The following is a 23553-nucleotide window of genomic DNA, read 5'->3' on the forward strand; positions in this document are numbered from 1 at the left end:
AGTGCCAACATTGCCATAATGCCAACGCCTTACGACGATTTCTTGAACTGTCGCCTGGGTTAAGAGCATGGAGCTGAATGGGAAAACTGTGGTTGTCACCGGTGCCGCTCGGGGCATCGGCAAAAGTTTGGCCGTATGTTTCGCCGAACATGGTGCGACAGTTGTATGCTCCGATATCGACGCACACGGCGCAAACTCCGTTGCCCAGGAAATTGGTGGCCACGGACTGGCCTGCGACGTGTCGCGCGAAGAAAACATCAAAACACTGATCAACACTGTTGAAGGCCAGATTGGCCCGATTGACCTGTTCTGCGCCAACGCGGGAATTCTGACGCTTGGTGGTCTGGATGTACTTGACCAAGATTGGGATCGCATTTGGCAGATCAATGTCATGTCCCATGTCTGGGCCGCGCGTCATTTGGTGCCGCGAATGATTGCACGCGGCGGCGGTTATTTCATGATTACTGCATCAGCAGCTGGCGTGTTAAATCAACCTGGCGCGGCACCTTATGCGGTTTCAAAGCACGCTGCAGTCGGTTTTGCTGAGTGGCTTTCTTTAACGTACGGCCAGAAAGGTTTGCGCGTGTCTGTTCTGTGTCCTCAGGCGGTTCGATCTGATATGATCCACGGAAATGAGGTTTCGGTCGCGGCAATCGATGGCATTTTAGAGCCGGAAGATGTGGCTAAGGCCTGCGTGTCCGCGATCCGTTCCGAGCAGTTTCTGGTGCTACCGCATCCACAGGTTCTTGATTACATGCGGTTAAAAGCTGATGACTACGACCGCTGGTTAGCTGGAATGCAGAAGCTGAATCAACAGTTTACCAAAGACACTTAAGTTTGTCGCCGTGCCTTACGCATCAATCCTTCCTGTGCCACAGACGCGACCAGAGTCCCGTCCTGTGCGTATATGGACCCGCGGTTGAAATTGCGTCCCTGCCCGCTCCAGGGCGAATCCATCGCGTAAAGATGCCAGTTTTCAAAATGGATTGGCGCGTGGAACCACAATGCGTGATCCAAGCTCGCGCCATTGACGTCTCCGGTAAACCAACTGACCCCATGCGGGCGCAGTCCAGAGGTCATCAGATACATGTCGGACGCATAGGCCAAAATCAGGTGTTGGGTCACTGGATCAGTTCCGGCGGCGGCTTTCATACGGAACCATACCTGATTTCGGTCATCTGATTTTTCGGGCGCAAATGGGTTTTGATGATCCACTTCACGAACTTCGATCGGGCGTTCACGCATCAATTCGCCACGTAGTTTTTCAGGAACCTGATCCACATATCTTTGACGCAATTCCGCACGGGCCGGATAGGTTTCGGGTGCATTGGTCGACGGCATAGCGTGCTGGTGGTCCCATCCTTCGTCCTGAACATGAAACGAGGCCGACATGTTGAGGATTTGCTTACCATGTTGGATTGCTACAACGCGGCGGGTGGTCATTGAACCTCCATCTCGTGCTCTATCAACTTGATAAATAACAGGAATCGATGGATCTCCGGCGCGAATGAAGTAGGCATGCAGTGAATGGCACAGACGACCTTCGACGGTTCGATATGCCGCTGCTAACGCCTGTGCAATCACTTGACCACCAAAGATACGCGTTGGCGTTTCACCGCCCGACCCTGTGCCGCGAAACAGGTCGACCTCAAGCCTTTCGATGTCCAAAAGGTCCAGAAGGATATGCTCTGCTTCGGTCATGTTGCAGTCTCCGTTTGGTTTTCAGTTCTTGGGTAGCAGCGGTCAGAACGTCATTCAATCAATGCCCCGAGGACAAGCGACTTTAGCTCTGCCCGTGATGGGTACGAACTGGATGGCGACAATTGCGTGAAGAAGACCGTGGTCAGGTCGTTGGCCCGGTCGATCCAGAAGAATGTCGACGCCATACCACCCCAGCTGAAATCACCCATTGAACCTGGAACACGGGTTCGGCCCGGGTTGATAACCACGGCGCCACCCAATCCGAAACCTGTGCCTTCCATGGGTTGTTCCGCAAAACTCTGCGGTCCCATCGAGGCGATGTCGCCCGGTAAATGATTGAGCATCATGTAGTCCACGGTTTTGGAGCCCAACAGGCGTTGACCTGGGACCTGCCCGCGGTTTCGCAACATTTCGGCAAAACGGGAATAGTCATCAATCGTGCTGACCAAGCCGCCTCCGCCTGAAAAAGTGGTGGCATTTTCGAACGGAGATCTTCTGGCCTGATCAACCAATCGCAGAGTATCACCCCCCGTTTCGGCTGAATTCAACGCCATCGCATCCCCGGCCAAAGGGGTGTACAGCGACGCAAACCGATCCCCTGCCCCGGCCGGCACCGAGAATGCGGTGTTCTGCATTCCAAGTGGTTCAAAAATTTCCTGTGTTAGGAATTGATCCAAAGGTTGCCCTGAAACAACTTCGATCACACGACCAATAACGTCGATGCCGACAGAATACTCCCACCGGGTGCCCGGTTGAAACGCCAACGGTAGTCGAGCAAGGTCGCGGACGCGGTCAGCCAGTAGGCCCTGATCCGGTTTAAACAACAGATCTTGCTCATCCATCGCTTTTGGCAGCACCCCGGGGTTGAATGGATAGCTGAGCCCGCTTGTATGCGTCAGCAGCTGGTGCAGCGTCGGCGTGGGTGCGTCTTGGATCTGGTCCAATCGAATAGCCCCCGGAATCAAAGCCTTCATATTCCTGAATTCTGGTAGGAATTCTGATAGTTGCGCGTCGAGATGAAACAAACCCCGTTCAGCCAACATCATCAGTGCAACGGTCGTGACCGGTTTGGTCATCGAGTAGATGCGCACGACAGTATCTCGCTGAAAATCCAGATCGTCTTCAACGCTTCTTTTGCCGCAGGCGTTAAAATAAACCTCTGATCCGTTGTGTTTCACCAACAAGGAACTGCCCGCGTATTTACGCTCATCGACATATCGCTGCATCCAATTGGTGATGCGGCCCAAGCGGTTCGTGTCGAAGTTTGTCATTTTTGATCAACCCTTTGGATCCTGGGCGGGATTTTGCGGGCTTACATGCTGAATTGACAGTGAAATCGTCCAAAGAACCCGCAAGACTGCTACACTAGGGTCGTAGCGGATTCGCTTGTCACGAGTTGGTGCATTTCAATTGTTCGAAATCTCGGAGGCGCAACATGACGCAACATATAGATTTTGTGTATGATTTTTGCAGTCCCAATGCATTTTTAGCGTACAAGACCTTGCCGGAATTGGCAGACAAACATGGTGCGCAGGTGAATAATGTACCGGTTCTGCTTTCGACGGTGTTCAAGGCGACCAACAACCAGAGCCCATTTCAGGCCTTTTCCGAAAGCCGTCAGAAATCGGCCTATCTGACCCATGACTTACATCGCTTCGCGCGCAGACGAGGCTTGAGTTTTCACATGAGCCCCCACTTTCCTATCAATACTAAGTTTGCCATGCGTGGTGGGGTATTTGCATCCGGAAAACCTTGGGAAGGCGGGTATATGGATGCTATCTTTGATGCGATTTGGGTGCATGGTCAAAAGGTGGACGAACTCGGTGTCTTAACCGAAATCATGCAAGAAAACGATCTGCCGGCGCGCAAAATTCGCGAGGCGATGACCAGCGTCGACATCAAGCAGCGGCTCAAAGATCAGACCAAAGCCGCCGTGAAACGTGGCGTGTTTGGCGTGCCCAGCATGTTCGTGGGGACCGAGATGTTTTTTGGTAAGAATAGCCTTGGAAATCTGAGGTTGGAGTTATCAAAGTCCTCTTAGCGTTTTATGGCGCTCAGCCCATGCTGGGCGAATATCGGGACATATGAACCAAGGATCGTCGCCCGTTCCGGATCGGACGCATTGCCATCCTGGGCGCGTTTGTAGACGCCTTGCAAAATCCCAGCCATGCGAAAGAAATTGAAAGCCAAGTAAAACCCGAAATTGTCGATCACAGGAAGGCCGCGACGCTGGCAATACTGGTCGATAAACGTTTGATCGGACGGCAGGCCGAGGTTATTGCGATCAATTCCGGCCAGGCCCCGCCCTTCACTACCGGGCGGCAGCTGCCACTGCATGATCACTGCTGCTAGATCCGCAAAAGGGTGGCCGATGGTCGACAATTCCCAATCCAAAACCCCTATGCACTGGGTTCCGTCCTTTTCAAACATCAAATTGTCGATGCGGTAGTCGCCATGCACCAGGGTTCTTTGGCCATCATCCGCAGGGATTGATTCTTTAAGTGCTGCTATCAGTGCATCCATTTCGGGGATATGTGCGGTTTCAGAGGCGCGATATTGTTTGATCCAGCGCGCGATCTGACGCTCGAAGTAATTCCCGGGCGGACCATAGTCGGACAGTCCGACAGCGTCGATATCCACCTCATGCAGGGCGGCCAGAACTCGGTTCATTTCATCAAGAACGGCGGTCCGCGTTTCGTTGCTTTCCCCTTTCAAAGTAGGTTCCAGAAATACGCGGCCTTCAAGATGCTCCATAATGTAAAAGTCTGAGCCGATGATATCGCTGTCCTGACACAACAGGTGCATCTTGGGGACCGGTACGGCACTGTTGGCCAAAGCGCTCTGAACACGGAATTCTCGGTCGACAGCGTGGGCGGATTTCAGTAACGCACCCGGTGGTTTCCGTCGCAGAACTAAACTCTGATCCGGTGTTTTAAGCAGAAAGGTCGGGTTGGACTGACCAATGGCGAACTTTGTGGCTTGCAACGGGCCACGATAGCCCGGAAGTTGGGCGCTGAGATAGGCATCAACGGCCGTCAGGTCCAAGATCGTACTGTCCATCTTGCGCCTCTGTCCTCAGAAAGCTTCGGCAAAGATATTCCCGGCCGTCTCGACGTTAATACCGCCCGAAACCGGGATCACTGCGCCGGTGACATAGCTGCCGCCACGGCCGCACAAGAACAGCATGCAACCGGCAATGTCCTCATCACGCCCGACCCGGCCCAGAGGAACCGATTTGCCAACTCTTTCGCGCGTCTCTTCGTCGGCGGTGGCAAAGGCGGTCATTTTTGATACGAATGGTCCCGGCGCCAACGCGTTTACCGTGATATGTTGGGCCGAGAATTCTTTGGCCATGATCTTGGTCAGGTGCAGCACAGCGGCTTTGGAGGCCGAATAGCTATAGGCACCATCACCCATCGGAACCTCTCCCATGACCGAGCCCACATTGACCACACGCGCGGGATCGTCGGCCGAACCAGATTTCATCAGCATTGGCAGCAGTTTTTGGGTCAGTTCAAACAGGCCCGCAACATTGACAGACATAACTTTTTCCCAAGCCTCGTGCGGGAATTGCCCCATCGGTGCACCCCAGGTCACGCCCGCATTATTCATCAGGATATCAAGCTGGTCTGTCCGGTTGCTAACTTCTGAAACCAAGGCCTCGATCCCGTCTTTGGTCGCAACATCGCCACCGAATCCATCAGCATGGCCGGGTGCATCCAGAGCGTTCAACTCAGCCGCCACGGCTATGCAGGCGTCTTCTTTGCGAGATGCGATCAAAACACGTGCCCCGGCCTGAACCAGCGCCTCGGCGGCCATGCGCCCAATTCCGGTTGCACCGCCTGTGACTAGCGCGGTTTTACCCTGCAATGAGAATAACGTGTCGGGGGTCATGGTCTGCTCCTCGGTCCTGAGTTTGCTGGCATGGTGCAGAAACGGTTGGTTTCTTGACAACCGCCTGGGCCGCGCCAAAGCTCCTCCTATCTGAATAACAAGGATAACAGGATCGATATGCAAGCTTTACTCAGCGTCGCGCCGGGCGGGCCGGGCACACTGGAGCTGACCACCTTGCCCGAACCCTTTCCTGGCAAGGGTGAATTGTTGATCGGCATCAGGGCCGCAGGCGTCAATTTCCCCGACACGCTGATCATACAAGATCTCTATCAGATCAAGCCTCCCCGTCCCTTTGCGCCGGGCGGTGAAATCGCCGGAGACGTCCTGGCCGTCGGAGATGAGGTGACTGGCTTCGCCGTCGGGGATCGTGTACTGGCGCTTACCGGGCATGGTGGGTTTGCGACGCATATTACCATCCCTGCAGCTACGGCCATAAAGTTCCCAGATACGATGCCATACGAAGACGCAGCCTGCTTTATCTTTACCTACGGCACATCCTATCACGCGCTAAAGGATCGCGCTGCCCTGCATTCCGGAGAAACCCTGCTGGTATTAGGGGCCGCTGGAGGCGTCGGTTCTGCTGCTATTCAGTTGGGCAAGGCCATGGGCGCCCGTGTGATTGCAGCAGTATCCTCGCAAGACAAAGCGGATTTTTGCCGAAGTTTGGGTGCGGATGAAACGGTCCTCTATGCCGGAGACGTGGACAAAAATGCGCAGAAAGCCTTTTCCTCTGAAATCAAGGATTTGGCGGGTCCTCTGGGCGTAAATGTCGTCTATGATGCCGTAGGCGGCGATTATGCGGAACCTGCGTTGCGTAGCATCGCCTGGGCCGGTCGATATCTTGTGGTTGGCTTTCCGGCCGGCATTCCCAAAATCCCGCTGAATCTTCCCCTTCTAAAAGGATGTCAGATTGTTGGGGTGTTTTGGGGCGCGTCTGTTCTGCGCGACCCAGAGGGGCATGCTAAAAATATGAAAAATTTGTTTGGGTTATACGAAGACGCTCAGATAAACCCTAAGATCAGCGCAAGATATCCGCTGGATCGCGCAGCTGATGCATTGACCCATCTGTCCAGCCGTTCAGCCCTTGGTAAGATTGTGGTGATTATGCCAAAGCGAGAGAAGGTTAGTTAGTGGCGCTGCGGTTGCTCGCCCTATGCGCGCGTTGACCAGTGGACATTACCACCCATTCGCGTTTAAGAACCTGTTATGGGAACAGTGAAATAATGCATAAAGCTCTGATTTTGAACGGTCCGAACCTGAACCTTTTGGGCACTCGGCAACCTGAGGTTTATGGAAGCACCACGTTGGAGATGGTTGAAAATCTGTGTGTTAGTCACGGATCTTCTATCGGAATTGACGTGTCTTGCTTTCAGTCGAACCATGAAGGCGCGTTGATTGACGCGATCCACGCAGCCAAAGGGGATCAGGACGGCATTGTTCTGAACGCAGGCGCTTATACACATACCTCCATCGCGCTGATGGATGCGATTGCATCTGTCGAATTGCCGATGATCGAGGTTCATATGTCCAACATCCACGCCCGTGAAGATTTCCGGCACGTGTCATATATCTCGAAGGTGGCAGTCGGGCAGATTTGCGGGTTTGGCGCACGGGGATATGTTATGGCACTGGACGGTTTGGCGGCGCATCTAAATTGCGGGTCAACTGCATGAAGCTGAGCGAATACCTGCACTTTCTCAGCTATACCAAAACCCTGGAAGAGCTTTGGGATGCCCATTGCCGTCAGATGGCTGAATACGGGTTTGACCGGCTGATCTATGGTTATACCCAGTATCGTACCGAAACATCACTTGGGGATCCCGAGGATTTCGTGATTTTGGCCAATCATGAAAAATCCTATCTGGATGGGTTCCTGCGTGAGGGGCTTTATTTTCACGCGCCGATGTTGAAATGGGCGTTACACAACGAAGGTGCCGCCAGTTGGAACATCGCGCAGGCCATGGTGAACAACAGCAGATTGACGCCTCAGGAACTGGACGTTTTGGAATTTAACCGCAAGCACGGCGTTGCCTTTGGCTATACGGTCAGTTTCACATCGGTTTCGATGCGGTCGAAGGGGGCGATTTCGCTATCCGCCGGGAATGCGTCCAGTCAGGATGAGGTGGATGCGATGTGGGCTGAACATGGCGACGATATCCTACTGATGAATAATGTCGCGCATCTAAAAATTCTCACCTTGCCCTATCACGCGCCAAACCGGGCGCTGACCAAGCGCCAGCGTGAGGCGTTACAATGGGTTGGCGACGGCAAGACAACTCAGGACATTGCGCTTCTGATGGGTCTAACATCGGCAACGGTCGAGAAACATCTGCGATTGGCGCGCGAGGCGCTGTCAGTGGAAACCACTGCCCAGGCCGTCCTGAAGGCATCCCTGCAGAATCAGATGTTCGTGATGGAAGCCTAGCGTTAATAGTTTGACGCGGAATTGCGTCAATTTACCCTAGGTAAGGAAATCATGACTTTCCAATTCTCCACCCTGGTTGCAAAGTGAGAGTGTTCCGTGAGTGGTGGCTTTAGCCAGGGAACATTTGATTGGATCTTTGTAATACCAAGGCTCTCCAATCGCTCTGACATCTGGGCGCCTATTCGTCCGCGTCTGACTGTCGGAAATTTGGGGGGCCTCGACCATCCCCATCATGCGGGGCCCCTCATATCCTTCTCAGAAAGGGATAGGACGCGCGAGCGTCTTTTTTTGTTTCTAAAACAACTAAAGCAGCCCAACAAAAAAAACCGGCCACGCAACACGCGACCGGTTTTTGTTGGGTACCTGACCGCTTTCGGGGTCGGGAATATCTGCTTAGCCTTGTGCGGCTTTGGCAACTTCGGCTGCGAAGTCTTCTTTTTCGACAACGATGCCTTCGCCAACTTCCAGACGGATGAAGCCAGTGATGGTTGCGCCTGCTTCTTTGGCCGCTGCTTCAACGGTCAGGTCAGGGTTCACAACGAAGGGCTGGTTCAGCAGAGTCGATTCAGCGACGAATTTCTTCATACGGCCTTCGATCATCTTTTCGATCACCTGCTCCGGCTTGCCGGATTCGCGGGCGATGTCCATCTGAACTTGTTTTTCTTTTTCGACAACAGCCGAATCCATGTCCGCTTCGGACAGGGCTGCCGGGTTCACAGCCGCGATGTGCATCGCAATCTGCTTGCCGATGGCTGCGTCGCCACCGTTCAGGGCAACCAGAACACCGATTTTACCCATGCCGTTAGTCGCAGCATTGTGGACATAGGACACAACGGTATCGCCCGACAGCTTGGCCATACGACGAACCGACATGTTCTCACCGATGGTTGCGATCTTGTCGGTCAGAGTGTCGGCAACGTTTTTACCGCCCAGATCAGCGGCCAGAAGCGCTTCGACATTGTCGACGCCTTCAGCTGCGTAGGCGATCTTGCCAACCATTTCCTGGAACTCGGCGTTTTTGGCGACAAAATCGGTTTCCGAGTTCACTTCGACAGCAACACCGTTGCCACCGTCGACGTGGACTGCAACCAGACCTTCAGCGGCGGTGCGGCCCGATTTCTTGGCCGCTTTGGCCAGACCTTTGGTGCGCAGCCAATCAACGGCTTCGTCCATATTGCCGCCGGTTTCGGTCAGCGCTTTTTTCGCGTCCATCATGCCTGCGCCGGTCGAGTCGCGCAGTTCTTTAACCATTGCTGCTGTGATTGCCATCTTTTGGCTCTCCTCAATTCAAACGGAATTGGGGCAGGTCTACCCTGCCCCATATGTCAATTAGGTGACGGGCAGCTTACGCTTCGGCTTTAACTTCCGGCGCGGCTTCTTCTGCTGCGGGAGCTTCTTCCGCAACGGCTTCTTCAACCGGTGCTTCTTCGAATGCGCCCAGGTCAACACCTGCTGCACCCATCTGCGCGGTCATACCGTCCAGAGCGGCACGTGCGGCCAGATCGCAATACAGCGAGATTGCGCGGGCTGCGTCGTCGTTGCCGGGGATGATGTAGTCAACACCATCGGGCGAGCAGTTGGTGTCGACAACAGCCACAACCGGGATACCCAGCTTGTTGGCTTCGGCGATGGCCAGTGCTTCTTTTTTGACGTCGATGACGAACAGAAGGTCCGGAACGCCGCCCATTTCGCGGATACCGCCCAGCGAAGCCTGCAGTTTGCCCTGGTCACGCTCCATGCCCAGACGCTCTTTCTTGGTCAGGCCTTCGGCGCCGCCTTCCATGGCTTCGTCGATTTGGTTCAGACGGTTGATCGACTGGGAAACAGTTTTCCAGTTGGTCAGCGTGCCGCCCAGCCAGCGGTGGTTCATGTAGTACTGAGCCGACTTTTCTGCGGCTTCGGCGATCGGACCAGCGGCCTGACGCTTGGTGCCAACGAACAGAACGCGGCCACCTTTTGCAACGGTGTCACGAACGGCCTGCAGAGCTTGATCCAGCATCGGAACGGTCTGGGTCAGGTCCATGATGTGGATGCCATTGCGCGAGCCGTAGATGAACGGGCCCATGCGGGGATTCCAACGCTGTGTCTGGTGACCAAAGTGAACGCCAGCTTCCAGCAGCTGACGCATGGTGAACTCGGGAAGAGCCATGCTTTTCTTTCCTTTTCCGGTTTACGCCTCGGCGGGGGTGAAAGAAGCGGATGCTCCAACCGGCGGGCCAGGTAAGGATGTCTCCCCTACAAAGCCCAAACCCCGCCTGCGGGTTTGAATGGCGCGCGTATACGGTAGGTTTTCAGGCAGCGCAAGGGCTTTCCGCCCTTATTTTTCAAGTCGCGCCAGCACATGCGCTTGGCGTACGGCTTCTTCGCAATGCGCGGCCAGCGCCTTTCGGTTTGCAAAATCACTGACCTTGGCCGGAGTATGATAGATCAGCTCAACCGAGCCCTGCCTTCGTGCGCCCAAGGTCTTGAGCAGATGCGGCCCAAAATCCATATCTCCCCACCAACCATAGAACCGGTCGGGTTGGCCTTTGGGGGAATGAAACACAACCGAGACGGGCTGCACATACATAAAATCCCGCAATTCGTCTGCAAAGAACGCCGCAAAAAGTGTTGTTTTAAATGGTAAAACCCGCAATCCGTCAGTCGACGTGCCCTCTGGGAAGAACAGCAGTTTGTGACCTGCTTTCAGGCGGGTTTCAAATACTTTCGTCTGTTCTTTTGCCTTCTTCCGGTCGCGCTCGATGAACACCGTGCCAGTTGCACGGGCAAGCCAGCCAATACCTGGCCATTTCGCCACTTCGGCCTTGGACACGAAATAAACCCGCTTACGTGCGTTAAGCGCAAAAATATCCAGCCATGAGCTGTGATTGGCAACTATGGCTCCGCGTTCATGCATCAGTTCGCCGGAAGCCCGAAACCTCATCCCCAGTATTCGAAACGCATTGCGGCAGACGAACTGAGAAATGAATGGTGTTACCGGTCGGTGCACACCAAACAATGGGTGTTCAATTAGACGAAAGCACAAAAGAACGAGAAGACCGCCAAATACCAAAAGGGCCAATGGCAATCCGCGGACCAATACCAACACCCATTCCACTGGACCCAGATTGATGGGGTCCGGTGCATCCTCGCTATTCCAAAGCGGGTCACTCACCGGGTTATGCCCCACCATAGATACGCTTTTGCCGCTCGTTCATGCGGGCGGTATCGAGGATAAGGCATACGTCGGTGGTGTTGAAGGCGTGGTCGATAAACGCACCTTCACCCACGAAGCCGCCCAGGCGAAGATAGGCTTTTATCAGTGCCGGAACCTGAACCATTGCAGCGCGTCTATCCAGATCCTCGGGCGCTACAAGATCCATGGATTCATATACTTCCGGCTGCGCCTTCACACGCAAATCGGGTGGCGCAAGATGATTGTGATGCAGCATCGACAAGGGCTGCGCCAGTTCTTTAACATCCGTACCGTGAAAGCTGGCAACGCCGAACAGAACCTCGATCTCGCGTTGGTTTACATAGCCTGCCAATCCGTTCCACAAGTGATACATCGCCGTCCCGCCGCGAAAATCTGGATGGAGACAGGACCGACCCAACTCCAACAGCTTGCGACCGCTTTTCTTCAGAACAGTCAGATCGTATTCATCCTCGGAATAAAACTGACCAATTTTCGCTGCACGTTCACCCGGTAACAGCCTGTAAACGCCCACAACTTCGCCAGATTTGTCGTCAATAGCCAGCATGTGGTCAAAATATGGATCGAACTTGTCACGTTCCAACCCAGCCTCGTGATCGACCATCTCTCCACCGCCGCCCAGTTCGCGCACGAAGACGTCATAGCGCAGCCGTTGAGCGGCGCGCAGTTCGTCCTCAGTCTGTGCAAGTTTAACGGTAAAGGAAGGGCCTGCGTCCGGCATTGGTGGTTCCGTTCTTGTTTGCGCGCTGATACCGCAGTTTCCGTGGGGATGGCAACAAGGGCAGATATGTGGGGCCGTTAACCTTTCCTAAACCAGTTTCACGGATCAAAGACCGGCATCAGGGCGATGCGCGTTCCGTCAATCACCACTTTCCCCTGCTCGCGAAAGTTCACGGTGACTTTGCCCCCGATGTTGGACTGCACCTGTCCAACGCCCCAATCGGGGAAATCAGGGTGGCGGACATACATGGCCGGTGCAAGAATAGCATTAAGGTCTGTCATGCAAGGGCTCCGATCCGGCGGCAGATGCAGCAGGAGGTACGCATGAGCGACACCACAGTCAACCTGGCCGAGCTGATCGGTTCCCGGATTTGTCACGATCTGATCAGCCCCATTGGCGCGATCACCAACGGTCTGGAGTTGCTTGAGATAGTTGGTTTGGTCCAGGGCCCTGAGATGGAGTTGATCTCGGGCAGTGTCGGAAGTGCCGGAGCGCGCATTCGGTTTTTCCGCGTGGCGTTCGGTTCGGCCAGCGATCAGCCCCTGGGTCGCGCCGAGGTGTCAGAACTGCTGAAGGATGTCGAACGTGCGGGCCGCGTCCGCGTAAACTGGCACCTGACCGAAGCGGTGCCGCGTAATCAGGTGAAACTGGCGTTTCTGTCGCTGATGTGCTGCGAAAGTGCGATGCCTTTTGGGGGCGAGGTTACGATCGACCATCGGGGCAACGAATGGACGGTCACAGGGTCAGCGGACAAGCTGAATGTGGATAATGACCTTTGGAAAAACCTGCCAAAGGGGCGGTTTGCCAGCAAAGTTACACCTGCACAGGTGCAATTCGCGGTGTTACCTGAAACTGCGGCCTCGATGGGACGGCGGGTTGCGGCGGAAACCACCTCAACCCGCGTTGTGATCCGATTTTAGGACCGGGTCGTTCCGTTCCCGCGCACAAGATACTGGAAACTGGTCAGCTGTGCCGCGCCCACCGGGCCACGCGCATGCATCTTGCCGGTTGCAATGCCGATCTCAGCGCCCATACCAAACTCACCACCGTCGGCAAATTGGGTTGAGGCGTTGTGCATCAGGATCGCACTGTCGAGCCGTTCAAAGAACCGCGCAGCCGCGGTTTCGTCCTCGGTTATGATGCAGTCAGTGTGCTCTGATCCATTGAGGCGGATATGCGCGATGGCCTCGTCAATATCAGCGACGGGTTTCGCCGCGATAATGCTGTCGAGGAATTCCTTGCCCCAGTCGTCCGTCGTCGCTGCAACGGTGCCATCCAGGGCCAGCGCACCTTCGGCGTGCACCTCAACACCTGCGGCCATCAGGGCGGCGATGACGTCCCGTCCCAACGTTTCGGCCACGTCCTGATGAACCAAAAGGCATTCGGCCGCACCGCAGATACCGGTTCGACGGGTTTTGGCGTTCAAGACCACATCGAGAGTTTTTTGCGGATCAGCGGCCTTGTCGATATAAATATGCACGATACCTTCAAGATGCGCGAACACGGGCACACGCGCCTCGCGCTGCACCAGCCCCACTAAACCCTTGCCTCCGCGTGGGACGATAACGTCCACATAATCTGTCAGGGTCAGCAATTCCTGAACTGCGGCGCGGTCCCTCGTTGGTACCAGTTGGATGGCATCTTCAGGCAGGTTCGCGGCTTTTAACCCCTGGACCAGACAAGCATGGATGGCGCCCGAGGAGTGAAAACTTTCGGACCCGCCGCGCAGGATCACGGCGTTGCCCGATTTCAAGCACAGAGCACCGGCATCGGCCGTCACGTTGGGGCGGCTTTCATAGATCACACCGATCACGCCCAGTGGCGTGCGCACGCGCTGGATATGTAGACCCGAAGGCATGTCCCACTCGGTCAGCACTTCGCCCACAGGATCAGCTTGATCCGCGACCGTACGCAGCCCATCGACCATGCCCTGAATGCGCGAGTCGTCCAGCATCAGACGATCCATCATTGCCGGGCTAAGGCCTTTCTCGCGGCCAAATTCCAGATCTTTCTTGTTCGCCTCGATGATGTCGGCACGGTTGGCCCAAACGGCATCCGCAGCAGCAATCAGCGCCGCATGTTTGCGTTCGGCACTGGCAAAGGCCAATTCGGCTGAGGCTGCCTTGGCGCGTTTTCCAAGATCGGCCATCAGTGTGGGAATGCTGTCGAAATCCTTCATCTCATGTGCCTTTCGGTCGGTCTTTTGGTGTTCTAACATCGCGCAGCTACAGCGCCAAATCGTCTCGGTGGATCAAAACAGCCCTGCCTGGGTAGCCAAGGGTTGCCTCAATTTCCGAGGATTTACGACCCTTAATCGCGTCTGCCTCTTGCGCGGTGTAACGGCTGAGGCCTTGCGCCAGGCGTCGCGCTTCTGGGTCCAGAATGGCCACTGGATCGCCACGCCCAAAGTCACCGGTTACTTCGACGATCCCAGCGGGCAGCAGACTTTTACCATTACCAAGCGCTCGCGCTGCACCCGCGTCCACGACAATTTCACCGCGCGGTTTCATTGCCGAAATCCACCGCTTCCGTGCCGCGTGTGGGTCCATGGTCGCTGTGAACCAAGTGCAGTTCGCGCCGTTTTCTAGCATTTTCAGCGGGTTCAGAGGTGATCCTTCCGTGATTGCCATATCACACCCGGCGGCGGTCGCCATCTTGGCGGCCAACAGTTTAGTCTTCATTCCGCCTTTGGACAGGCCCGAACCGGCGTCTCCCGCCATCTGTTCGATCTCGGGGGTGATTTCTTCGATCACATCATACCGCGTGGCCGAAGCGTCCTCGGTCGGGTTGCCGGTGTAAAAACCGTCGACGTCCGACAGAAGGATCAATTGATCCGCACCGACAGTGACGGCGATCTGCGCCGCCAGGCGATCATTGTCACCATAGCGAATCTCATCCGTCGCTACCGTGTCGTTTTCATTAACGATTGGTACTACACCCAAGCCCAGCAATGTTTCCAGCGTAGCGCGCGAGTTCAGATAGCGGCGGCGATCGGCGCTGTCTTCCAACGTCACCAGAACCTGCGCGGTGGTGATCTTGTGCGGCGTTAGCGCCTCTTCATAGGCACGGGCCAACCTGATCTGGCCGACAGCGGCAGCAGCTTGCGATTTCTCAAGTGGCAAAGTCTCCATCGGCAGATCTAACACCCCGCGCCCCAGCGCGATGGAGCCGGACGATACCAGAATGACATCCATCCCCTGCCCTTTAAGCCAGGCCACGTCCTGTGCCAGAGAATGCAACCAGTCCGAGCGCAAAAGGCCCGTGTCCCGATCCACCAGCAAGGCGGACCCGATCTTGACCACCAGTCGCTTGGCCGAGGTCAGGGCTGCCACGACTTCGACTCCTCAACCGGCTTTTGTCGCAGTCGGTTTTCGTCGATCTGTGCACGCAAAGCGCGCAGAACCTCGGTCACGCCCAGATGCGCCACGCCGGACATGGTCATGACGGGGCCGCCGACGGCCTCCTCTAACTCGGACTTGGCCAGCTCGCGTTCTTCATCATCCAGCGCGTCGACTTTGTTCAGCACCGTGATACGGGGCTTTTCGGCCAGTTCACCACCGTAAGCCTCAAGCTCGTGAATGATGGTTCGATAGTCGTCAGCCACAGTTTCAGACGTGCCATCGACCAGATGCAGCAGAACGGCGCAGCGTTCCACATGACCCAGAAAACGATCTCCGATTCCACGGCCTTCGTGGGCGCCTTCGATCAGGCCGGGAATGTCAGCGACGACAAATTCAACGTTATCAACGCCGACAACGCCAAGGTTCGGGTGAAGCGTGGTAAAGGGATAATCCGCGATCTTGGGGCGAGCATTGGAGGTTGCCGCCAGAAAGGTCGACTTGCCCGCATTGGGCATGCCCAGCAGACCCACGTCGGCGATTAGTTTCAACCGTAGCCAAATCGTGCGGTCGATCCCCGCTTGCCCCGGATTGGCCCGGCGCGGGGCCTGGTTGGTGGCCGACTTGAAATGCAGGTTGCCAAAGCCGCCATTACCGCCCTTGGCTAGCAATACCCGCTGACCAACCTCTGTCAGATCGCAGATGACGGTCTCTTCGTCCTCGTCCAGAATCTCGGTGCCGACCGGAACCCGCAGGACAATTTCGTCACCATCCTTGCCAGTACGTTGTTGGCCGCGGCCGGGTTGACCGTTCTTGGCGAAGAAATGCTGCTGATAGCGGAAATCGATGAGGGTGTTTAGCCCGTCAACGACCTCGGCCCAGACAGACCCGCCTTTACCGCCGTCACCGCCATCGGGACCGCCATATTCTATGTACTTTTCGCGCCGAAAGCTGACGCAACCACCACCTCCGGCCCCGGACCGGATGTAGACCTTTGCAAGATCGAGAAATTTCATGACTGTCCCCTACTGCAAAGGCCCCATCGGCCACAAGTCAGAGTTTTTTAGTATATGTCCAGGTGGGCACATTCGCATCACGCGCCACCGAATAGCTTTCGGCATCACCCAGATATTCAAACCCGCAATGGGTCAGCACCCGTGCCGAGGCCGGATTGTCCTGAAACACGCTGGCAAACATAGTGGCGTTTTCCAACGGGTTGGCATTGACCAGCGCTTCAACGGCCGAAGAGGCAACGCCTGTGTTCCAATAGACCGGCGCGACCCAATAACCAACCTCGGACTGGTTCCGATCCAGACGCGTCAGCGAGATCAAACCGATCAGTTCAGGGCCGTCATCTTTGGTGGCATCCATCGCCCACACGTCTTCTTCTCGTTCTTCTGTCATAGACCGTGTGACAAATGCCTCGATCGAACCGGGCGGTAATGGGTGCGGGATCGACGTTGTCATCCGCGCCACGCGCTTATCACCTGCATAATGTTCAATGAGACCCATATCCGACCGACGCAATGGTCGCAGGTCGAACCGCTCGGTTTCGATGACCGGCTGGTTAATTATCGTCTCAATCTTCATGAGTGCGTTCCTCCTCCGAACAACACATAAAATACGGACGCAACAGTAATACTCGCCAACGTCCACATCAGATATTTTTCCGCAGGCCGTCCTTCAACCGCGTGGGCAATTCTATCCCCCGCAAATGTCCAGATTGGATGAAGAAACGCCTGACAAACCAACAAACAAGCAGCAATTGTAGCTGTTGCCTCAAAACTGGGTGTTCCCACCGCGACAAAACCAGTGAAGCCAGCAATGATCATCGCCCAAGCCTTGGGGTTCAGCGGATGCACCACTAGTCCGGACCAGAACCCCGGCACGTCGCCGTGGCTGTCTTGCCGGGAAAGGCGCAGATTGGCAATTTTCCATGCAAGCCAGCAAATATATACCGCCGAAGCATATTTCAGGACGGTAAACACCTCAGGAGCCTGATCTGCCAGATGCAGCACCCCAAACCCGACAGGCCAGATGATCAGTTGCTTGCCCAGAACGACGCCCGCCACGAAAGGCAGTGCCGCCCGAAAACCATAGCGCGCACCGGTTCCCAGCAGGACCATATTGGCCGGTCCCGGCGTGCCGACCTGACTGGCGGCAAAGATCAGAAAACTGGTGGTTGCGACTGTCATCTGAACCTTGATCAAATCTGCGTTAAAACGAGAAAAGGGACCGGCATTTTCTGCCGGTCCCCAAGAATTTTCAAACCTTTTGGGTTTCGGCTTACTCTGCGGCCTCCGCCACTGGCAGGACCGAAATAAAGGTGCGGTTTTTGAGCCCCTTGTGGAACTTCACGGCGCCATCGACAGTTGCAAAGATGGTGTGATCTTTGCCGATGCCTACGCCTTCGCCCGGCCAAAACTTGGTGCCGCGCTGACGCACGATGATGTTGCCTGCGATGGCGGCCTGGCCACCATACAGTTTCACGCCAAGGCGGCGACCAGCTGAGTCGCGACCGTTACGGGAGGAACCGCCAGCTTTTTTATGTGCCATTCTCTCTCTCCTTAGCCTTTGGCCAACTCTTTGGCCTGCTCAACCCATTCGGGTTTTACTTTGACCGTTTCGATAGCAGCAATCTGCTCGTCCGACAAGGCGGCCAGAGCGGCAAAGCTCTCGATACCGGCTTCTGCCAGCTTCTTGGCGGCGGCGGGGCCTACACCAGTCAGCGCGGTCAGATCGTCAGCAGCAGCAGCAGGTGCCTCTGCCTTGGCTTCAGCTTTCTTGGCTGGCTTCGCAGCAGGTGCCGCATCGCCAGCCGGTGCCGAACCAGTCGCAGCCTTGATGCCCGATTTTTCAGCGCCCGACGCCAAGATGTCGGTGATTTTAACCAAGGTCAGTTTCTGACGGTGGCCAACGGTACGCTTCGAGCTGTGTTTACGACGGCGCTTGACGAACTTGATGACCTTGTCACCTTTGACCTGTTCGATCACTTCGGCTTGTACGCCTGCGCCTTCAACGAAAGGTGCGCCAACAACCGGTGCGTCACCGCCCAGCATCAGAACATCGTTGAATTGAACTTTTTCACCTGCGTCGGCAGCCAGCTTTTCAACACGGAGCACATCGCCCGCCTGAACCTTGTACTGCTTGCCGCCAGTCTTGAGGACCGCAAACATGCGTCTTTCCTTTTTCAAACCGCGTTCTGTGGTCCCCGTTAGGGTGTTTTGGCCCCAAGAAACTTGAGAGCCACCTCGAACAGCGCGCCCCTTTCGGGCTGTGTGACGACCCTTGGGATACGCCCTTTGGGTCAATAATAACGAGACCCGGCGCGGAAGAACCGGCCGGGATGCGCGCTTATCCAAAGATTGCAGGGGAAAGTCAACATCAAATGCGCCCCTAAAGGTCCGATCCTTTCAGGACCTGAGCGACCGCAAGACCCAACTGATAATAGATCGTGTCAAACATCCGATCAAAGCTTTCAAACAGTGCCGTATTGATCGCCCTACCCGTCTCGGTTCGTGAAAAAGCGATGTTCTCTCGCATCTGGCTGTCGCTCAGCGGTTTATAGGCCAGCAGGAAGAAGGAATACAGCCACGTGCGGGTGTCTTCGGTCACACTGTCTTTTTCCTCGAGAAGCTGTGCCAAAAGTTCGCCATCATCCGCTCCGGCCCCCAGGGTCATTCCGCGGAAAAAATTGAAATCTGCACTGATGGAATTCTGGACATTCTCGTCAATCAGGTTGTTAACCTGAATATATTCGTCAACCAGACGAAACAGTTCCGTGCTGCGGTCACCTTGTTCATATGCATCCTGCGCCATTTCTTCGATGGTTTCATCTGCCATGGCAACGCGGGCTGACAATTCCAACGAGATGATATCTTGCCCCAGATCGCTTTCAAAAAACAGGATGGCTCGTTCCATCTGGCTTTCGGTCAGGGCTTCCTCGAAGACTTCTTTGACCTGACTGCGCATTTTGTCCGCATCGTAAATCCGATCCACCTGATCCAGAAAGACCGGGCCACCATTGTCGTCCAGAAAGGTTTGTTGCAGGTCCTGCCCAAGCAAGTTTCCTTCGTCCCGCAGAATAGTGATGACCGCGTCCAGCTGCAAAGCTTGCATAAGCCGTTCGATCTTTTCTTCGGCCTGCAATGGCACTGCCCATGCGAACAGAGCTAGAAACGCCGCAACCAATCGCATCAGATATCCTGAGCCGGGTGCAGGTCCGCCATCCGAGCGGCAAGAATTTCGAACTTCATGGCCATGATTTCATATTGAACGGCATTCAGCAGTTCGTAGACCTCTTGCATCAGCGGCTGCTCCAGCGCTTCGGCATAGGTGGTCACGTCGGCGTCCGAGAAATCCTGATACGTATATGCCGCCCCCGCTAGCGCCGACAATTGCAGCGCTTGACGCATTCCGGTTTCATTCTGCCGCATCATCAGGCGCAATTCGTCAGCGTCCAGTTGAAGATCAATCACCCCCGAGGCACTGGCGGCGAGCAAAAACCGCAGCTGGATCTCCTGCAAGGCCCGCAAGGCTGTCCCGCTGGAATCAATCGCCCTATTCATCCGTTTAAGGCTTTCTACCCGGTGCGAGCCATCCTTGATCAGCCCGGCCACAATCTCCTGCCCGTGCTGTTGCTTGGCCTCTTCATCCTCAAGCATATGAGAGGCGTTTTCTGCCTCAACCAAACGCTGCCCCAAGTCCGAGGCATAAAATTCCACTGCGTGGTTAAGCGCTTCGTCGCTAAGTGTCCGTTCCAGGATGGACACTGCGGTTTCATGCATGTCCTTGGTGTCGAACACCTCTTCTGTCAGCCGCGTCCAATCTGATCCGAATCCGTCGGGGTCGATACCCAGAATCTTCGGGGCCGAGGCTGATGACAGCGCAATACTTTCCAACGCCACATCAAACCCGGTTGTGGTCAAAAATGCCTCAATCCGATCACGTCCAGCAGCAAAGGACGTCACTGGCACTGCGGCCAGCGTCAGAATCAACAGGAAAAAGGTGAAAGCGGTACGGTGTAGGGAATAAGTCATACCTGAAACCCTAGGTGTTTTATGCCGTCTGGCAATGGAAAATACTGTCATAGTGAATTTCGGGAATTTTCTGCTTGCACCCCCGCGCGTTCCTCACTAAATCCCCCCCTCACAGACCCCCGCGGAGAGGTGCCGGAGTGGTCGAACGGGGCGGTCTCGAAAACCGTTGTGGGTGCAAGCCCACCCAGGGTTCGAATCCCTGTCTCTCCGCCATAAAATCATGCTAACTTGCTGTAAAGATTTATTAATCTTTGTGGAGATGCGAGTCTTTCCCTCATTCACTCCCCCCTTGGATTGCGCAGCGGAGAGGCAGTCTCGAGCTTTTTTTTCTGCCATTTAACTGGGTTTGTGAACCTGAATTTCTCGGTTGTTTAAGAAGTAAACGGCGTTTTGCTGTGCGAGAGAGCACGAACTTGAGATACGCATTGGTTGGAAGAAATCGCGTTTGTCCAGCCTAGTAGAGCGTCAACTCAAATACACAAAATGCCCTTTGAGTAGTTGCTTTGATGAGGCTCAAGCGGCATCGTCAATGGAAAGTTAATCAATTGAAGTTTGAGATTGGGAAGATAATGGGTGTTTTATTCGATGATGGCTACTGGGCAAATGTAGCGAATTCTATGATGGAACTACGTCCAACCCGAACGGAGGTTTTGTCACTCAATGATGCGACGCAAATGCTTCAAATTTGCTGTAAAGCACTCACGGATTTAATTGAAGATCCAGAGTTTTCTGCAGATCTTTCAAATGCTCTGTCGACACGTGTCGACGGTGACATGCCATTGATTTCCTTTCTTGACGAGTTCGAAAGGATGGAGCGGGCGATTGCTATGCAGTCCGGCGTGAATGAGGCAGCCGCCGCAGACTTAGGCAGGTCAGTGAGGGCTGTGCAAAGGCAGTTGTCTGATCCAATCGCTGCTAGCGAACTACTGGCGGATACAGAAGATAAGATTCGATTGTCGCAAAAGATGGCGTGCAAAGCATATAGGGGAGAAATTTCTCCATTAGAAAGTCGCGATAATCGAACGATTTGGTCGCGTGCGTGGTCTGCCACTAAAGGTGTCTCAACGATATCGTTCAATGCGTCTGTTGGTGCTGGGGCTATGGTTTATCTTCCTGGTGTAGGGGACATGCTCGTCGGTTATGCAGCAGGAAAGTCGATTGAATCGGGTGCTGGCATGATAGGAGATGCCTGTAGAGGCTATTGGTGAATTGCCAGCTAAAGCCGGGCGGGTCCACCAATGTCGGACACGATCAGGGTTCAATAGTCGAAAGGCGCGGTCATTGCGGCTAATGCTGGCGAAAGGAAAGTATTGCTCGACTTGACCAGATCTATTTACAGGAACTCATCGAGATTATTTCGACGGTACTGTTTGAAAGCGGCTGGACAAGTCAAATCGAGCAATACTGTGACACTGATTCGATCTTATTTTATGTGAACTCGATTCCCCTGAGCGCCTTAAAATGCACTGTTTGGTTTTATAAACGGTTTATAAAACTCTTCAGTTGATCTTCAAGGCGCGGAGTTAAAGTTGTGTCCAACCATTTCTCCTTTCTGAATCCTGACGACAGGGTATCACGGGCTTGATTCTTTATCCGCGATTTCTCGGGCTTAGCTAAGGTTGCCAGAGGTAGCCGCTCAATATGAGCAAACAACGCTTCTGCGACTGGGTCTAGATATCCTTCAGTATCATTTTGAAGCGACTTCATTTCGCTGAATAGTTCCCAAGGTCTATAAGAAGAGATAATTCTAAAGTACTGATCAGCGGTATTCAGAGCGTACTTTTCTGAGATGTTCGTCATCGGAGAACCATTCAATGCATTGTGTTTAAATGCTTTAGTGTGCAACAAGATGCTTAACCGCATCAAAGCTAGAGCCTCGTCGGGAGAGCTCTCCAGTTTCTGCTGAGCGATGTGGTACGCAGTCGTCGCTTTTCTAGAAACCATTCCAATCTTCTGATCTTCCGAGTACCTTCTTCCGGAAGTTACTGCATCCATTATTGAAAAAAGGTGTTCACCAACAACATTTGAAGACTTCTCCGCATCAAACCATGCAGTCAATTCTTCGAACTCTGGTTCATGTTTCATTTGCAGTGCATAATGAAAATCTTCTCGAACCTCCGATAAGTCCACGCGCGTCTGGCTAGCTTCAACGTAACCTTTCAGAGCCCTGAAAACTGGATCTTCTGTAACACTCAGTTTCAGTTTTGGATCCCTAACCAGATTCAGAGCAATTCTAAGGTCACTTGAACTGTGGGACGATAACCTCAGAGGTACATACCTTCTGACAGTAGCTACAAGTCTAGCAACTTCCGGAGAGGCAATTTTTGCCGTTCGCTTGAAAGCACGAACGCGCTCCTTAACGGCCGGGTACAGTTTTAAGCTCTCCTTCTTTGAATTGACGAAACTGCGTGTCAGTCCTGCAAGTGAAAAAAGAGTGCTCTCGCCAGCGTCGTCAATTGTCAGAAACATCTCTCGAACTGCAGCAATGGAATCACGAATTGCAGAGTCGCCGGCCCGAAGGACAATTTTTAGGTCATCGAATGAAGTTGGCCTATTGAGATCAGCGAGGGCTGCAAGCAATGGACGTTCCAATCCGTTTGGCAAAGCGTCCCACTCTCGGGAAAAGACATAATCTCGAACGTCGTCGCCGATATTTTGTGTAAACAGTCGATCCGCACCTGAATAACCACCAGCAGTTCGTGACAGTGCAATGATCGACTCGATTACAAGTGGTCGTCTCTCCGATAAGAGAGGAAGGCGGCTTTCTCTGAATTCTTGACTTGGCTCCGGCGCATTGAACTTTGCAATGCACTCATTCACAAATTCATCATAGTCACGCCCAATAAGTCCCGGAACTTCAATTGAATTATGAATGGATTGAGACGGCGCATTTCTGATGGTGTAAAGTACTTTGGATCTCTTTTTTGCTCGGCTCAACGCTCGAAAAAGAAAATCAGCCCCAGGATCAACGCCTTTAGTTGTTAGGGTATCCACATCGTCAAGAACGATGAGGTAAGAGAAATGGTCCAAATATTCTTGGACAGTCCTCCTGTAATCCTTCAGATCCGCAACCTCATCTTCACCTATGTCACTTCACCGCCAGATAGCTTTACTATCGATGACTTGGCCTCAGCCGCAACCGTGATCCATTGCGCCCATTTTGGTCCAAAGACCTTTTCTAGAGGCAGCCTGGGCGCAGCGGCGCGTTCATCCCGCAAGAACCGCGATGCCGGTTCCGGCCA

General features: G+C 54.3%; 26 protein-coding genes and 1 tRNA gene. 8 read left to right on the forward strand and 19 right to left on the reverse strand.

The genetic code is table 11. The features are described 5' to 3' along the window. Positions 1-67 precede the first annotated feature (67 nt). On the forward strand, positions 68-835 hold the full coding sequence (locus tag RUE5091_RS07480) for an SDR family oxidoreductase (protein WP_058281271.1): 768 nt from the start codon (positions 68-70) through the stop codon (positions 833-835). Here the strand turns inward: RUE5091_RS07480 and RUE5091_RS07485 are convergent. Both RUE5091_RS07485 and RUE5091_RS07490 read right to left on the reverse strand, forming a co-directional pair. Continuing rightward, on the reverse strand, positions 832-1701 hold the full coding sequence (locus tag RUE5091_RS07485) for an acyl-CoA thioesterase (protein WP_058281272.1): 870 nt from the start codon (positions 1699-1701) through the stop codon (positions 832-834). The genes RUE5091_RS07480 and RUE5091_RS07485 overlap by 4 nt on opposite strands. Before the next feature lie 50 nt (positions 1702-1751). Then, entirely contained in the window at positions 1752-2972 is a 1221-nt protein-coding gene (locus tag RUE5091_RS07490) for a serine hydrolase domain-containing protein (RefSeq protein ID WP_058281273.1), read from the reverse strand. A 164-nt stretch (positions 2973-3136) separates the two neighbouring features. Here RUE5091_RS07490 and RUE5091_RS07495 point away from each other — a divergent pair, with 164 nt between their 5' ends. Next, a complete protein-coding gene (locus RUE5091_RS07495; protein ID WP_058281274.1) occupies positions 3137-3742 on the forward strand; it encodes a 2-hydroxychromene-2-carboxylate isomerase in 606 nt (201 codons plus the stop codon). Here the strand turns inward: RUE5091_RS07495 and RUE5091_RS07500 are convergent. Further along, the gene (locus RUE5091_RS07500) at positions 3739-4761 is read right to left on the reverse strand and encodes a phosphotransferase (RefSeq protein WP_058281275.1); all 1023 of its coding nucleotides are present in this window, start codon (positions 4759-4761) and stop codon (positions 3739-3741) included. The genes RUE5091_RS07495 and RUE5091_RS07500 overlap by 4 nt on opposite strands. A gap of 15 nt (positions 4762-4776) precedes the next feature. Then, positions 4777-5595: an SDR family oxidoreductase gene (locus tag RUE5091_RS07505; protein WP_058281276.1), complete on the reverse strand. Its 819-nt coding sequence runs from the start codon at positions 5593-5595 to the stop codon at positions 4777-4779. 117 nt (positions 5596-5712) lie between these two features. Here RUE5091_RS07505 and RUE5091_RS07510 point away from each other — a divergent pair, with 117 nt between their 5' ends. The 3 genes from RUE5091_RS07510 to RUE5091_RS07520 all read left to right on the forward strand — a co-directional run bounded on the left by RUE5091_RS07510 (position 5713) and on the right by RUE5091_RS07520 (position 8020). Further along, a complete protein-coding gene (locus tag RUE5091_RS07510; protein WP_058281277.1) occupies positions 5713-6726 on the forward strand; it encodes an NADPH:quinone oxidoreductase family protein in 1014 nt (337 codons plus the stop codon). A 92-nt stretch (positions 6727-6818) separates the two neighbouring features. Then, complete coding sequence (gene aroQ, locus RUE5091_RS07515; protein ID WP_058281278.1) at positions 6819-7268, forward strand: type II 3-dehydroquinate dehydratase; 450 nt, start codon at positions 6819-6821, stop codon at positions 7266-7268. Further along, positions 7265-8020, forward strand: a complete 756-nt coding sequence (locus RUE5091_RS07520; protein WP_058281279.1) for a helix-turn-helix transcriptional regulator — start codon at positions 7265-7267, stop codon at positions 8018-8020. The genes aroQ and RUE5091_RS07520 overlap by 4 nt, the downstream gene beginning before the upstream one ends. 393 nt (positions 8021-8413) lie before the next feature. On the opposite strand, the gene tsf is transcribed toward RUE5091_RS07520, so the two are convergent. The 5 genes from tsf to RUE5091_RS07545 form a co-directional block, all read right to left on the reverse strand. Next, on the reverse strand, positions 8414-9289 hold the full coding sequence (tsf, locus tag RUE5091_RS07525; RefSeq protein ID WP_058281280.1) for a translation elongation factor Ts: 876 nt from the start codon (positions 9287-9289) through the stop codon (positions 8414-8416). Between the two features lie 76 nt (positions 9290-9365). Beyond that, entirely contained in the window at positions 9366-10169 is an 804-nt protein-coding gene (gene rpsB, locus RUE5091_RS07530; protein WP_058281281.1) for a 30S ribosomal protein S2, read from the reverse strand. A 168-nt stretch (positions 10170-10337) separates the two neighbouring features. Beyond that, positions 10338-11192 carry a lyso-ornithine lipid O-acyltransferase gene (olsA, locus tag RUE5091_RS07535; RefSeq protein ID WP_058281282.1) on the reverse strand — a complete coding sequence of 285 codons (855 nt, stop codon included), beginning with the start codon at positions 11190-11192 and terminating at the stop codon, positions 10338-10340. Continuing rightward, a complete protein-coding gene (gene olsB / locus RUE5091_RS07540; protein ID WP_058281283.1) occupies positions 11179-11934 on the reverse strand; it encodes an L-ornithine N(alpha)-acyltransferase in 756 nt (251 codons plus the stop codon). The genes olsA and olsB overlap by 14 nt, the downstream gene beginning before the upstream one ends. A gap of 98 nt (positions 11935-12032) precedes the next feature. Then, positions 12033-12215 (reverse strand): DUF3553 domain-containing protein, encoded by a 183-nt coding sequence (locus RUE5091_RS07545; RefSeq protein ID WP_058281284.1) that lies wholly within the window; start codon positions 12213-12215, stop codon positions 12033-12035. A 42-nt stretch (positions 12216-12257) separates the two neighbouring features. Between RUE5091_RS07545 and RUE5091_RS07550 the strand changes: the two genes are divergently transcribed. Beyond that, positions 12258-12854 (forward strand): histidine phosphotransferase family protein, encoded by a 597-nt coding sequence (locus tag RUE5091_RS07550; protein WP_058281466.1) that lies wholly within the window; start codon positions 12258-12260, stop codon positions 12852-12854. Here the strand turns inward: RUE5091_RS07550 and RUE5091_RS07555 are convergent. The 9 genes from RUE5091_RS07555 to RUE5091_RS07595 all read right to left on the reverse strand — a co-directional run bounded on the left by RUE5091_RS07555 (position 12851) and on the right by RUE5091_RS07595 (position 20311). Then, the gene (locus RUE5091_RS07555) at positions 12851-14113 is read right to left on the reverse strand and encodes a glutamate-5-semialdehyde dehydrogenase (RefSeq protein ID WP_058281467.1); all 1263 of its coding nucleotides are present in this window, start codon (positions 14111-14113) and stop codon (positions 12851-12853) included. The two genes, RUE5091_RS07550 and RUE5091_RS07555, sit on opposite strands and share 4 nt — an antisense overlap. Before the next feature lie 46 nt (positions 14114-14159). After that, complete coding sequence (gene proB / locus RUE5091_RS07560; protein ID WP_058281285.1) at positions 14160-15266, reverse strand: glutamate 5-kinase; 1107 nt, start codon at positions 15264-15266, stop codon at positions 14160-14162. Beyond that, complete coding sequence (gene obgE / locus RUE5091_RS07565; RefSeq protein WP_058281286.1) at positions 15254-16288, reverse strand: GTPase ObgE; 1035 nt, start codon at positions 16286-16288, stop codon at positions 15254-15256. The genes proB and obgE overlap by 13 nt, the downstream gene beginning before the upstream one ends. A 37-nt stretch (positions 16289-16325) precedes the next feature. After that, positions 16326-16862 (reverse strand): GNAT family N-acetyltransferase, encoded by a 537-nt coding sequence (locus tag RUE5091_RS07570; protein WP_058281287.1) that lies wholly within the window; start codon positions 16860-16862, stop codon positions 16326-16328. Next, positions 16859-17467 (reverse strand): LysE family translocator, encoded by a 609-nt coding sequence (locus RUE5091_RS07575; RefSeq protein ID WP_058281468.1) that lies wholly within the window; start codon positions 17465-17467, stop codon positions 16859-16861. The genes RUE5091_RS07570 and RUE5091_RS07575 overlap by 4 nt, the downstream gene beginning before the upstream one ends. Positions 17468-17558: 91 nt before the next feature. Continuing rightward, positions 17559-17828 (reverse strand): 50S ribosomal protein L27, encoded by a 270-nt coding sequence (gene rpmA / locus RUE5091_RS07580; RefSeq protein ID WP_050602452.1) that lies wholly within the window; start codon positions 17826-17828, stop codon positions 17559-17561. A gap of 11 nt (positions 17829-17839) precedes the next feature. After that, positions 17840-18448: a 50S ribosomal protein L21 gene (locus tag RUE5091_RS07585; RefSeq protein WP_058281288.1), complete on the reverse strand. Its 609-nt coding sequence runs from the start codon at positions 18446-18448 to the stop codon at positions 17840-17842. 220 nt (positions 18449-18668) lie between these two features. Further along, on the reverse strand, positions 18669-19469 hold the full coding sequence (locus RUE5091_RS07590; protein WP_058281289.1) for a DUF2059 domain-containing protein: 801 nt from the start codon (positions 19467-19469) through the stop codon (positions 18669-18671). Further along, positions 19469-20311, reverse strand: coding sequence for a DUF2059 domain-containing protein (locus RUE5091_RS07595; RefSeq protein ID WP_058281290.1), 843 nt, complete (start codon positions 20309-20311; stop codon positions 19469-19471). Before RUE5091_RS07595 ends, RUE5091_RS07590 begins: the two co-directional genes overlap by 1 nt. A 123-nt stretch (positions 20312-20434) precedes the next feature. On the opposite strand from RUE5091_RS07595, the gene RUE5091_RS07600 reads away from it, so the two are divergent. Both RUE5091_RS07600 and RUE5091_RS07605 read left to right on the forward strand, forming a co-directional pair. Continuing rightward, positions 20435-20524, forward strand: a tRNA-Ser gene (locus RUE5091_RS07600). 332 nt (positions 20525-20856) lie between these two features. After that, the gene (locus RUE5091_RS07605; RefSeq protein WP_131726286.1) at positions 20857-21519 is read left to right on the forward strand and encodes a hypothetical protein; all 663 of its coding nucleotides are present in this window, start codon (positions 20857-20859) and stop codon (positions 21517-21519) included. 268 nt (positions 21520-21787) lie between these two features. Here the strand turns inward: RUE5091_RS07605 and RUE5091_RS07610 are convergent, their stop codons facing one another. Beyond that, on the reverse strand, positions 21788-23341 hold the full coding sequence (locus RUE5091_RS07610) for a hypothetical protein (protein ID WP_058281292.1): 1554 nt from the start codon (positions 23339-23341) through the stop codon (positions 21788-21790). Positions 23342-23553 lie beyond the last annotated feature (212 nt).

Origin of the sequence: Ruegeria denitrificans (assembly GCF_001458295.1) — a bacterium.
GTDB lineage: Bacteria > Pseudomonadota > Alphaproteobacteria > Rhodobacterales > Rhodobacteraceae > Ruegeria > Ruegeria denitrificans.